This is a genomic window from Pseudomonas sp. Lb2C2 (assembly GCF_052112205.1).
In the GTDB taxonomy this organism is placed as follows: domain Bacteria; phylum Pseudomonadota; class Gammaproteobacteria; order Pseudomonadales; family Pseudomonadaceae; genus Aquipseudomonas; species Aquipseudomonas kilonensis.
In genome coordinates this window covers 55,821-68,123 of the sequence record NZ_JAUTYW010000003.1, presented here as the reverse complement: position 1 = coordinate 68,123, position 12,303 = coordinate 55,821, and the positions used below count along the sequence as shown (strand labels likewise).

At 60.9% G+C, this 12,303-nt stretch carries 11 protein-coding genes; 3 read left to right on the top strand and 8 right to left on the bottom strand.

Annotated elements, in window-relative coordinates:
- Nucleotides 1-4: 4 nt before the first annotated feature.
- Nucleotides 5-208 carry a twin transmembrane helix small protein gene (locus tag Q7F16_RS08650; RefSeq protein ID WP_014335867.1) on the top strand — a complete coding sequence of 68 codons (204 nt, stop codon included), beginning with the start codon at nt 5-7 and terminating at the stop codon, nt 206-208.
- A gap of 24 nt (nt 209-232) precedes the next feature.
- Here Q7F16_RS08650 and Q7F16_RS08645 read toward each other — a convergent pair whose 3' ends face one another.
- The 4 genes from Q7F16_RS08645 to coxB form a co-directional block, all read right to left on the bottom strand.
- Nucleotides 233-1,120: a cytochrome c oxidase subunit 3 gene (locus tag Q7F16_RS08645; protein WP_014335868.1), complete on the bottom strand. Its 888-nt coding sequence runs from the start codon at nt 1,118-1,120 to the stop codon at nt 233-235.
- Between the two features lie 24 nt (nt 1,121-1,144).
- Nucleotides 1,145-1,696: a cytochrome c oxidase assembly protein gene (locus Q7F16_RS08640; protein WP_046064688.1), complete on the bottom strand. Its 552-nt coding sequence runs from the start codon at nt 1,694-1,696 to the stop codon at nt 1,145-1,147.
- 117 nt (nt 1,697-1,813) lie between these two features.
- A complete protein-coding gene (ctaD, locus tag Q7F16_RS08635; protein ID WP_014335870.1) occupies nt 1,814-3,400 on the bottom strand; it encodes a cytochrome c oxidase subunit I in 1,587 nt (528 codons plus the stop codon).
- An 82-nt stretch (nt 3,401-3,482) separates the two neighbouring features.
- A complete protein-coding gene (coxB, locus tag Q7F16_RS08630; RefSeq protein WP_409555636.1) occupies nt 3,483-4,610 on the bottom strand; it encodes a cytochrome c oxidase subunit II in 1,128 nt (375 codons plus the stop codon).
- A 372-nt stretch (nt 4,611-4,982) separates the two neighbouring features.
- On the opposite strand from coxB, the gene Q7F16_RS08625 reads away from it, so the two are divergent.
- Nucleotides 4,983-5,633 carry a hypothetical protein gene (locus Q7F16_RS08625; RefSeq protein ID WP_046064689.1) on the top strand — a complete coding sequence of 217 codons (651 nt, stop codon included), beginning with the start codon at nt 4,983-4,985 and terminating at the stop codon, nt 5,631-5,633.
- A gap of 173 nt (nt 5,634-5,806) precedes the next feature.
- Here Q7F16_RS08625 and Q7F16_RS08620 read toward each other — a convergent pair whose 3' ends face one another.
- From Q7F16_RS08620 to Q7F16_RS08610, 3 genes are all read right to left on the bottom strand, one after another.
- Nucleotides 5,807-7,333 (bottom strand): SulP family inorganic anion transporter, encoded by a 1,527-nt coding sequence (locus Q7F16_RS08620; RefSeq protein WP_409555635.1) that lies wholly within the window; start codon nt 7,331-7,333, stop codon nt 5,807-5,809.
- A gap of 91 nt (nt 7,334-7,424) precedes the next feature.
- Complete coding sequence (locus Q7F16_RS08615) at nt 7,425-8,156, bottom strand: carbonic anhydrase (protein ID WP_409555634.1); 732 nt, start codon at nt 8,154-8,156, stop codon at nt 7,425-7,427.
- A 201-nt stretch (nt 8,157-8,357) separates the two neighbouring features.
- Nucleotides 8,358-9,425, bottom strand: a complete 1,068-nt coding sequence (locus Q7F16_RS08610) for a PA0069 family radical SAM protein (protein WP_409555633.1) — start codon at nt 9,423-9,425, stop codon at nt 8,358-8,360.
- Between the two features lie 182 nt (nt 9,426-9,607).
- Here Q7F16_RS08610 and Q7F16_RS08605 point away from each other — a divergent pair, with 182 nt between their 5' ends.
- Nucleotides 9,608-10,288, top strand: coding sequence for a dual specificity protein phosphatase family protein (locus tag Q7F16_RS08605; RefSeq protein ID WP_095962719.1), 681 nt, complete (start codon nt 9,608-9,610; stop codon nt 10,286-10,288).
- Between the two features lie 3 nt (nt 10,289-10,291).
- Here Q7F16_RS08605 and Q7F16_RS08600 read toward each other — a convergent pair whose 3' ends face one another.
- A complete protein-coding gene (locus Q7F16_RS08600) occupies nt 10,292-12,280 on the bottom strand; it encodes a M3 family metallopeptidase (RefSeq protein WP_409555632.1) in 1,989 nt (662 codons plus the stop codon).
- Nucleotides 12,281-12,303 lie beyond the last annotated feature (23 nt).

The window sequence follows — 12,303 nt, the reverse complement described above, 5'->3', positions numbered from 1 at the left end:
CCTAATGCTCAAAGCAGCCATCGTCCTGATGCTGATTGCCACGATTGCCAGCCTGTTCAGCGGCCTGTTTTTTCTGGTCAAGGACGACAGCAGTTCCAATCGCCTGGTCATCGCCCTGGCGATCCGAGTCAGCCTGGCCGCCGCCACCGTCGGCTTGATTGCCTGGGGTTTCTTCAGCGGCCAGTTGGTGTCGCATGCTCCTTGGTAAAGAGCCGCCCTGATAACGGTTGCGTCAGAGGATGTAGACGAAGACGAACAAGCCGATCCACACCACATCGACGAAGTGCCAGTACCAGCTCGCCGCCTCGAAGCCGAACTGATGCTCGTTGTCGAAATGCCCGCGCATGATGCGCATCAGCATCACGAACAGGATGATCGTGCCCATGGTGACGTGGGCGCCGTGGAACCCGGTGAGCATGAAGAAGGTTGCCCCATAGATCCCCGAGCCCAACGTCAGGCCCAGCTCTTTATAGGCGTGGATGTATTCCTCGGCCTGGAAGCCCAGGAAGGCGCAACCCAGTAGTACGGTGATCGCCAGCCAGATTTTCAGCGCGCCGCGATGGCCTTTTTTCAGGGCATGGTGGGCGATGGTCACGGTGACGCTGGAACTGACCAGCAGGATGGTATTGAGCAGCGGTAAGCCCCAGGGGCTGATGACGTCTTTGGGCGGCGGGAAGAGTTTAGGATCGGGGTTGTTCAGCAACGGCCAGACATATTCGAAGTTCGGCCATAGCATCTCCGACAGGCCCTTGGTGCCTTCCCCCGCCAGGCCTGGCGCCGAAATCACGCGCACATAGAACAGGGCCCCGAAGAAGGCGATGAAGAACATCACTTCGGAAAAGATGAACCAGCTCATGCCCCAGCGGAACGAGCGGTCGAGCTGCGCGCTGTACAACCCGGCGCGGCTTTCCTTGATCACCGCGCCGAACCAGCCGAACAGCATGTAGGCCAGCAGAAGACCGCCAACGAAAAAGATCAGCGGGCCGTGGGAATCCGGGCGCGCCGCCTTCATGTCGTTGAACCAGGTTGCCAGGCCATACACCGTGACGAACATGCCAACCGTGGCGATGATCGGCCATTTGCTCTGGGCCGGAACGTAATAGTGTTCGTGAGTTGCCATTTATTGTTCTCCTTATCGGGCACGCTATCGGTCAGTGTTTAGAGCCACCGGTGGATGACGAGCGGTGATGTCGAACAGCGTGTAGGACAGCGTCAGGTGCTTCACTTCCTTGGGCATGTCCCGGTCGACGATGAAGCGCATGGGCATTTCGATGCGTTCGCCGGGTTGCAGCACTTGCTGGGTAAAACAAAAACATTCGGTCTTGTGGAAATACGCCGCCGCGTTGCTCGGCGAGATACTCGGCACCGCCTGGGCGCTCATCGGCCTGTCGGTGGGGTTGTGGGCGACGAACACCATCTCGTTCACCGCTCCCGGCTTGACCACCAGCTCATCGCCCTTGGGGTAGAAGTCCCAGACCATGTCCACCGAATTGGTCGACAGGAACTGCACGCGCACCTGCCGTGATTCATCGACGACCTGCTCGCCTTCGTATTGCCCGCCGGTCTTGCCGTTGATGCCGAACGCCTTGCACATCACGTCGTAGATCGGCACCAGGGCAAACCCGAAGATGAACATGGCCACCACCACCACCAGCAGGCGGGTGACCAGTTTCTTCATCGAAATCGAATCAGCCATGGTTCCTGCTCCGTGCACCGAGCCCTGTGGGAGCGAGCCTGCTCGCGATGCAGGCGACGCGGTGTGCCTGGTCTACCGCTATCGCGAGCAGGCTCGCTCCCACAGAAGCTTGCGTGTTCATTTCACTTCCGGCGGCGTAGTGAAGGTGTGATACGGCGCCGGCGAAGGCACGCTCCACTCCAGCCCTTCGGCCCCATCCCACGGCTTGGCCGGTGCCGGCTCGCCGCCACGGATGGTCTTGATCACGATGAACAGGAAGAAGATCTGCGTGGTGCCGAACATGAATGCGCCGATGGACGAGACCATGTTGAAGTCGGCGAACTGCAGGTTGTAGTCGGGAATCCGCCGGGGCATGCCCGCCAGGCCGACGAAGTGCATCGGGAAGAACGCCAGGTTCATCCCCACGAACGACAGCCAGAAGTGCAGTTTGCCGAGGGTTTCGTCGTACATGTGGCCGGTCCACTTCGGCAGCCAGTAGTAGGCCGAGGCGAAGATCCCGAAGATCGCGCCGGGCACCAGCACGTAGTGGAAGTGCGCGACCACGAAGTAGGTGTCCTGGTATTGGAAGTCCGCCGGGGCGATGGCCAGCATCAGCCCGGAGAAACCGCCGATGGAAAACAGGATCACGAACGCCACGGCAAACAGCATCGGCGTCTCGAAGGTCAGCGAGCCTTGCCACATGGTGCTGGCCCAGTTGAACACCTTCACCCCGGTGGGCACGGCGATCAGCAGGGTGGCGTACATGAAGAACAGTTCGCCCACCAGCGGAATGCCAACCACGAACATGTGGTGCGCCCAGACGATGAACGACAGGAACGCAATGGCGGCGGTGGCATAGACCATCGAGGTGTAGCCGAACAACGGCTTGCGCGAGAACGCCGGGATGATCGAGCTGACGGCGCCGAAGGCCGGCAGGATCATGATGTACACCTCGGGGTGGCCGAAGAACCAGAACACGTGCTGGAACAGCACCGGGTCACCGCCGCCGGCGGCACTGAAGAAGCTGGTGCCGAAGTGGATGTCCATCAGCATCATCGTCACGCAGCCGGCCAGCACCGGCATCACTGCGATCAGCAGGAACGCGGTGATCAGCCAGGTCCAGACGAACAGTGGCATTTTCATCAGGGTCATGCCGGGGGCGCGCAGGTTGAGGATGGTGGCGATCACGTTGATCGCGCCCATGATCGAGCTGATGCCCATCAGGTGGATGGCAAAGATGAAGAACGTCACGCTTTCCGGCGCATAGGTGGTGGACAACGGCGCATAGAAGGTCCAACCGAAGTTCGGCCCGCCTCCCGGGGTGAACAGCGTCGAGACCAGCAGCAGGAACGCCGCCGGCAACAGCCAGAAGCTGAAGTTGTTCATGCGCGGCAGGGCCATGTCCGGCGCGCCGATCATCAGCGGGATCATCCAGTTGGCAAGGCCGACGAATGCCGGCATGACTGCGCCGAAGACCATCACCAGGCCATGCATGGTGGTCATCTGGTTGAAGAATTCCGGCTGCACGATCTGCAGGCCGGGCTGGAACAGCTCGGCGCGGATCACCATGGCGAACGAGCCGCCCAACAGGAACATGGAGAAGGCGAACCACAGGTACAGCGTGCCGATATCCTTGTGGTTGGTGGTCAGTACCCAGCGCATCAGGCCCTTGGCGGGGCCGTGGGCGTGGTCGGCATGACCGTGGTCATCGATCACAGCACTCATGTCCTGTCTCCTTCGAACGAGTGGGCTGGGCGGCCCGGGGCGGTGAGCCCGGACCGGTTGCGGGAACGATCGTCAGGCCGGCTCATTGGCTTTCCGCCTGTTTGAGTTCCAGCACTTCTTTAGGCGTCACCATGTCGCCCTTGTTGTTGCCCCAGGCGTTGCGTTCATAGGTCACGACCGCGGCGATATCGACTTCCGACAACTGTTTGCCGAACGCGGCCATGGAGGTGCCGGGTTTGCCGTGGAAGACAATGCCCAGGTGATCCTTGATCGGCCCAGTGGCGATTTTCGAGCCCTTGAGTGCCGGGAACATCGGTGGCAAGCCCTGGCCTTCGGCCTGGTGACAGGCCACGCACGTGGTGTGGTAGACCTTGTCGCCACGCTCGATGAGTTCTTCGCGCGTCCATTCCTTGCTGGTCAGCTCCTTGAGCTGCGCGGCTTCGGCTTTGCGTTCGCCCAGCCATTTTTCGTAGTCGGGCTTGCTCTTGACCTCTACCACGATCGGCATGAAGCCGTGGTCCTTGCCGCACAGCTCGGCGCACTGGCCACGGTACAGGCCGGGCTTGTCGACACGGGTCCAGGCTTCGTTGACGAAGCCTGGGATCGCATCGCGCTTGACCGCGAAGGCCGGCACCCACCAGGAGTGGATCACGTCGGCGGAGGTCACCAGGAAGCGCACCTTGGCATCGACCGGCAGCACCAGCGGTTTGTCGACCTCCAGCAGGTAATGCTCGCCCTTGGCGCTCTGGTTATGGATTTGTTCGGCGGCGGTCGCCAGGTTGCTGAAGAACTCGACGTCCTGGCCCAGGTACTTGTAGTGCCACTTCCATTGATAGCCGGTGACCTGGATATCGATGTCCGACTCGCTGGAGTCGTACATCTTGATCAGGGTGGCGGTGGCAGGAATCGCCATCAGCACCAGGATCAGCAAGGGCACGATGGTCCAGAGGATTTCGACGCGGGTGTTTTCGTGGAAATGCGCGGCATTCTGGCCGGTTGAGCGGCGGTGCATGATCATCGACCAGAACATGGCGCCGAAGACGATGATGCCGATGACCACACAGATCCAGAAGATGGTCATGTGCAGGTCGAACACTGCGTTGCTGATCTGTGTCGCTCCCGGCGCCATATTCACAGTCCAGGCCGCTTGCGCCTGGCTGAAAATCGACCACAACAGGAGGCCCATCCATACGTGTGGATGTCGCGTCATTGCGGGTTCCCCTTATCGTTCTTGTTATCCCGTAGGCGTAAAGCCTGCGGCAAGGGATCGGCTATTCAGACTGCTTAATTGACTCGCCGCGCCTTGCTGCACATGCAATCGGGTGTCATCAGCTAACTCCATTCCAACCCGAGTATAGACAGCACCTGCAACCTCGCAACGCGATGGCGTAAATCGTTTGAAACAGCCGGGGCTTGCGCTAGAGCCCACGAATGGAGAAGGATGCGAACCTGAGTGATGGCAAACCGATATAACTGTGCTGTAGCAAGAAAGGGACGGTTATGAAAAATAGGTCTTAGGAGTGTTTTTGCGCCAGCTAAGTTATGTCTTCCCTATTTCTTTGCCTTGTTTCCTGGAGTTTTCATGAACACCGCCGCATTGCGCGAGCAGATCCAAAAAGCCCAACAACACGAAGCCGAGACCGGCCAATTGACCCGCCAGCTGGAGGCCCAGTTACCGCATCTGCATGCCGCGATCCAGTTGCCAGACATCGACGCAAAGGGCGTCATGACCCGTTTTGTCACCGCTTACATCGAACAAGTGCCGGACCTGCTGGACGCCGCCAACGAGGTGGCTCGCGAAGCCGGTATCGAAACGCAGATCAAGCCGGTGCTGAAAATCGCCGAACAGTTTTTTCTCCAGCCACCAAAGTTGATGGAAGGCCACGTTGGCCTGGACAGCCTGTTGGACGAAGCCTACCTGGCCCATCGGTTGGTGGAGGAGGTCAATGATCTGTATATCAAGCACTTCAGCCAGCCGCTGATCCCGCTGGACATGACGGTTGCCAATCTGATCGCTCACCATTTGATCGGCGAACCGTTCGCCAACCAGCTGGATGAAGCCGTGCATCACGCCGTGGACGAAATGCTCGACGAAGACAGCTTTGCGCTGGAGTCGGTGGAGTCTTACCGGGAGAAACTCGGCAGCCCGGACACAGGCGCTGCCTGGAAGCGCTGGCCGTGCCTGTCGCGCCAGCTGGGCGTTGGGCTGGAGCTGGATCAGCCAGCGGCTTGATCCAGAAGCAAAACATGAAACCCCTGTGGGAGCGGGCTTGCTCGCGAAGGCAGAGTGTCAGGCAGCATTTGGCCAACTGATCCACCGCTTTCGCGAGCAAGCTCGCTCCCACATTGGGTCTGTGGTGTTCATGAATCCTGTGCCTTACACCCAGCCCCTTTGGGAGCGAGGTGTCAGGCAGAGGCTGCGCCAACCCCTACGGTGGTACGCAACCGCCCTTCCAACCGGCGCTTGAGCCCGCGGGATTCGATCAGCAGCTTCGAACCCTTGCTGGTATTCGCCCGGCCCCATTCTTCCAGTAGCTCCAGGCACGAGTGATCGATGTAGCTCAGGTTATTGAGCGGCACATGCACGGTCGCGCCTGTCGGTATGCTGCCCAGCACCTGGGTCAGCGCCGGCACCTTGAGGAAGGTGGCTGCCCCGACCAGTCGCAGTTCCATCTCACCTTCCTGGGGCAGGTCGATCAGGCTGATTTTCAGTCGCGAGGCTTTCCAGGCCAGTTTCGCCAGGGTCAGGCCGAAGCCGATCAGCACACCGGTCAGCAGGTCGGTAAAGATGATCGCCAGCGCCGTGGCGGCGTAGGTGAACATCGGCATACGGCCGTAGCGGCCCAGGCTGCGAAATGCCTTGAGGTCCACCAGTTTGAAACCGGTGTACACCAACACTCCCGCCAGGCTCGCCACCGGGATGCTTTGCAGCACGCTGGACAGCAACAGCACGAAAAGCAACAACCACAGGCCGTGGAAAATCGTCGACATCCGCGTGGTGGCCCCGGCCTGGACGTTGGCCGAGCTGCGCACGATCACCCCAGTCATCGGCAGGGCGCCGAGCAGGCCGCAGAGCATGTTACCGATACCTTGCGCCGACAGTTCGCGGTCGAAGTCCGCACGCTCGCCGCTGTGCATGCGGTCCACGGCGGCTGCCGATAGCAGGGTTTCGGCGCTGGCAATGAAGGCGACAGCGAACGCGGCAATCAGCAGCGTCGGGTCGGCCAGGTTCAGCAGGTCCGCCGGGCGCAGCCAATCAATGGCTTCGGCGAGGTTCTCCGGGACTTCCACGCGTTTGACCTGCAAGGCCAGCAGCAGGCTGGCGACGGTCGCCAGGCCTACACCGAGCAAGGCGCCGGGAACGAAGCGCAGGCTGTGGGGGCGAAACTTTTCCCACAGCCACATCACCGCAATCGTCGACAAACCAAGCAGGCCGGCCTGCCAGCCGAAGGACGGCAAGGCCTGGGCCACGGCCGCCGGGAATGCCGCCAGGTTATCCAGCCCTGACGGCTTGGGCGCCGCGTCGAGCATCACATGGACCTGGGACAGCACGATCAGCACGCCGATACCCGCCAGCATCCCGTACACCACCGCAGGTGCGGTGACCCGGAACCAGCAGCCGAGGCGAAAGCGCCCGGCCAACAATTGCAGCAGACCGGCCAGCAGCAGGATCGGCCCGAGCATGGCCACGCCATGCTGGCGCACCAATTCGAAGACCAACACCGCCAACCCGGCGGCCGGGCCACTGACTTGCAGCTTGGAACCGGCCAGGAAACCCACCACCAGGCCACCGATGATGCCGGTGATCAGGCCTTTGGCCGGTGGCAGGCCGGACGCGATGGCAATGCCCATGCACAAGGGCAGCGCCACCAGGAACACAACCACCGAAGCCAATAGCTCCCGTGGCAGAACAGCTTTTAATTGAGCACGCATGGCGACTCTCCCGAAGTTTTCTTCAGGCATGGCGAGGCCCTACCGCGCAAATAGCAGTAAGGCTGAACCACACAAGGATGTTTAGGAGTGGTTAGAAGCGCGCTTTGGGCGTCGCCACCGGTATCGGATGGCTGCCATCGAGCGGCAGGAAACGTCCCTGGTCCGCGTCATAGGCTTTGATCTCGCTGGTCTCGATGTTGTACACCCAGCCATGGATGAACAACTGACCATTGGCCATGCGCGATGCGACCGAGGGATGCGTTCGCAAATGCTGCAACTGCGCGATCACGTTCTCTTCGGTGAGGATCGACATGGTCTGTTTTTCGTCGCCACACGGACAGTTGTCGTGGACCATGGTCTTGGCCACTTCGGCGTGGCGCAGCCAGGCCTTGACCGTGGGCATTTTTTCCAGGGTGTCGGGGTTGAGCACCGCACGCATGGCGCCGCAATCGGAATGGCCGCAGACAATGATGTTCTGCACGCCGAGGGCCAGCACGGCGTATTCGATGGCGGTGGAGACGCCGCCGTTCATTTGCCCATAAGGTGGCACGACGTTGCCGACGTTACGGGTCACGAACAGGTCGCCGGGGGAGCTATGGGTGATCAACTCGGGCACGATGCGCGAATCGGCGCAGGTGATGAACATCGCCCGGGGCGCCTGGGCGGTGGCGAGTTTCTTGAAGAGTTCTTCCTGTTGCGGAAAGATCTCGTGATGGAAATGCAAAAAGCCGTCAACAATATGCTGCAGCGCTGCATCGGCGGTTTCCGCCTGGGGTTGGGCTGAAGCCGACGCAGCCAACGGCTGTTTATCCTTGTCACTCATGATTCATCCTCTTTGACGTTGACGCCAGTGGCTGGTTAAAAAACATCCAGATCGAGGTGTTCGACCCGTCAGTCACTCGCTGAACAAGGTAGCGGCCGAAACTTAACTCAAACTGAAATCCAAGGCTCTAGAACAACGATTCCAGGGGTGGCAAAACGCTGGCGCAGCTCATGCCCGGCGCTGTTTCAAGGTCAACTTTAATCAAATCAAAGACATCTGTCGGCCCGGCGGACAGAAGGCATCGCAATCAAGATTGTATCCGTCGCGACGCTCTAGCCCCAAGCGCTTGAGGGCCTTGGCGAAACGCTGGGCCAGCAGGTCGGCGAACGGGCCTTCGCCGCGCATCCGCGCACCGAAACGGCTGTCATACAGTTCGCCACCGCGACTCTGGCGCACCAGGCTCAGCACATGGGCGGCGCGCTGCGGGTAGTGCGCCTGCAACCACTCCTCGAACAGCGGCGCAACTTCCAGCGGCAGGCGCAGCATGACGTAGGCGGCATTCTGCGCGCCGGCGGCGTGGGCTTCGGCCAGCAGGCTCTCGATCTCGCTGTCATTGATCATCGGGATCATCGGGATCATCGGCGCACACAGCACCCCCACGGCGATGCCTGCCTCGCGCATGACCTTGATCGCCCGCAACCGCGCCTTGGGCGCCGCCGCGCGGGGTTCGAGAATACGCTTGAGCTCATCGTCCAGGGTGGTGAGGCTGATCATCACGTGTACCAGGCGCTGCTGCGCCAGCTCGGTCAGCAGGTCCAGGTCACGCAGGATCAGCGATCCCTTGGTGACGATGGTCACCGGATGCCGGTAGCGCAGCAGCACCTCGAGGATCCGCCGGGTTATCCGTTGCTCGCGTTCGATAGGCTGATAGGGATCGGTGTTGGACCCCAGCGCGATTGGCGCACATTGATAGCCGCGCCGGGACAATTGCTCTTCCAGCACATCGGCGGCATTGGTCTTGGCGATCAGCTTCGTTTCGAAATCCAGCCCCGGCGACATGTCCCAGTAGGCATGGCTGGGCCGCGCATAGCAGTAGATGCAGCCGTGTTCGCAGCCTCGGTACGGGTTGATCGAGCGGTCGAAGGGAATATCGGACGAGGTGTTGCGGGTAATGATGGTCTTGGCCATTTCGATGCGCACTTCGGTGCCCTGGGTCGGCGGGACTTCCTGATACCAGCCGTCATCTTCGGCCACCGAGCGACTCGGGGCGAAGCGGTTGTGCGGGTTGGTCGCGGTGCCGCGGCCGCGAGGCGGAAGGGAGGCTGGCATGGGAGTACTCCGAAAGCTGTATGTGCATACAGTATTCGTTGCATTCGATTAAGACCAGTGCCATTCAGCAGCCCGAATCCCCGATCATCGTTCACAACGCTTTGACGTTCTCCTCACAGGCTTTTAACCGCAGCGAGCCGAAACTGTTGATCTCGCATTCCTTCGTTTTCGGTCGTCCGTGCATGCTCAAGCTCTGTTCCCGTTCACTGCTGTGCCTGGCCTTGCTCATCGGGCTGGCCGAGATCCCCGCCCAAGCGGCCGACTCCACGCAGGTGAGGCCCGCTGAATGGGCGCAGCCGGTGGAAAAGGCCTACAACCTCTACCAGATGTCTCCGACGCTTTACCGCAGCTCCCTGCCGGACGGCGCAGCGCAGCCCTTGCTGAGCAAGCTGAGGATCGGCACGGTCATCAACTTCCTGCCGGAGTCGGACAATCGCTGGCTGTCCACCCCCGGCATCGAGCAAGTGCAGTTGCCCTATCGCACCAATCATGTCGATGACAGCGACATCCTCAGGGCTTTGCGCGCTGTCCAGGCGGCCGAAGCCAAGGGACCGGTGCTGATGCACTGCAAGCACGGCTCGGACCGCACTGGCCTGGTCGCCGCCATGTACCGGGTGGTGGTGCAGGGCTGGAGCAAAGAGGACGCCTTGAACGAAATGACCGAAGGGGGCTTCGGTGACAGTCATCACTTCAAGGACGGCGTGCGCTACATGATGCAGGCCGATGTCGACAAACTCCGCGTGGCGCTGGCGAATGGCGATTGCAGCACCAGCGTCTTTGCCCTTTGCTCCCTGGCAAGCTGGGTCAACTCAACCACGACGACGCGTCACCTCGACACTCAGGTTGTGCTTCCCGAGCGATGATCGCTACGTGCCCAGAAACGCCTCGATCGACTCAGGCAACGGTCGCGAATCGCCCGGCCCGAAAATCGTCTCGCGCAACGCCTGCCCGGTTTCCCGGTTGAACAGCCCGTCGCGCTTGAACCTCTGGAACACGGTTTTTGCCAATTCCTTCGACCAGGCATAGGCATAGATGCCGGCCCCATAGCCGGTCACCATATAGTCCAAGCCATTGGGCCAGCGTTCGGTGGCAGACACCGGCAGATGCCCGACCTGTGCGCTGACTTGATCGAATACTTGTTGGGCGGTGCGTCCGTCGCCGTGGCTGCGGTGCAACTCCATGTCGAACAGCGCATCGCGCAAGAACGCGGCGCTGTCCCAACTGGTCTGGGTATGGAGGTAGACCAGCCATTGATCGGCGAGGGTGTCCGGCAAGGGCGCTCCGGTTTGGTGATGTTTCGAGACACGCATCAGGCAGGGCTTGGCGAAGCACCATTGCTCGAACAACACCCCGGCGAATTCGGCCGTACCCCGGGACAGTTCCGAGATGCCCGAAATTTCGCGGTATTCAGCCCGGGTCAAGACGTGATGCAAGCAATGGCCGAACTCATGAAAGAGGATGCGTAACTGCCGATGATCCAGCAACGCCGGGTTTGCGCCTGAGCCACGCGGCAACCAGCCATGCAAGACCGCGATGGGGAGCCGAGGCCGGCCTTCGGCGGTGATGCGGCGATTGCGCAGGGTGGTGGTATTGGGAAAACCGTCCTGGTTCGCCTCTGCAAACGGGTCGAAATAGAGGTAGCCCACGGTCTCGTCCGCCTCGCGGACTTCAAAAAGGCGCACGTCCGGATGCCAGGTCGCCACGTCCTGGCGTTCAACGATGTTCACGCCGAACAGGTCCCTGGCGATCAGCAACAGCTGTGCAAAAGTCGACTCCAGTTCAAACCAGGCACAGGTGGCCTGCTCCGAAACCCCAGCCGTTTGCCGCCGAAGCTTTTCGGCCAGGTAGTGATAGTCCCAAGGCTGGAGGCCGCTGAAGCCTTGCGTTGCGGCAAATTTTTCCAGTTGCTCGGCGTCTCGGGCAAATACGCTGCGCTGCTGTGCGAGCCGTTCCTGCAAGAACGCCAGGACCTGTTCAGGCGACTCGGCCTGCTCTGGTTCGAGCGCCATTTGAGCGTAATTCGAATAGCCCAGTAACGTGGCGTGCTCCTGGCGATCCCTGAGCAACTGCGCGAGGACTTCGCCGTTGTCGAACACGCCGGCATGGGGCCCCTGATCCGATGCGCGCGTGCTGAAGGCGACGTACATTTGCTGGCGCAAACCGTGATTGTCAGCGTAACGGGTGACGATACGAAACGACTCCTCATTGAGCGTCAGCAACCAGCCCTTGCGTCCAGCCACCCGCGCCTGGTCGGCCATGCGTTGTTTGAAGGACGACGGCAGGCCGCTCAACTGGGCCTCGTCGTCAAACGTTCGGCTCCAGGCTTTATGGGCCTCGTGCAAGTGTTCCAGGAACAAGTCCCGGGCGCCTTGGATACGCAGTTGCAGGTCTTTCAAGTCTGCCTGTGCGGTGTTCGCCAAGCCGTTCTGGCGAAACTGCCGGAGGATCTTTGCCAGGGTTCTTTTTCTCGCCGGCGTGAAATGTCGGGCTATCGGGCTGTTCGCCAAGCGCTGATACAGCTGAAACAGGTCGGGATGGTGTTGGAGCGACCGCTGGAAATCCTGCAGCCGTTCGCTGCAGTCCGACCAAGCCTGGACCCAGGCGCCACCGATCCTGTTCCAGCTCAGTCGCTCCAGCACATAGCCGAAGCTCTTCAAGCGGGCGTGGATCTCGTCCATCGCCAGCACGAGGTCGTCCCAGGTGGGGAACGGTGTCTGGGTCTTGATGATGTCGGCGACTTGAGCCCGGCTCTCGGCAAGAATCCGGTCGAGGGCCGGTGAGAAATGTTCGGCTTGGATCAGCGAAAAAGGCGGCAGGTCATGGGCCTGCAACAGCGGATTGGCATCGTCGGGCATGGAAGCCTTCCTCTCAGTCTGGA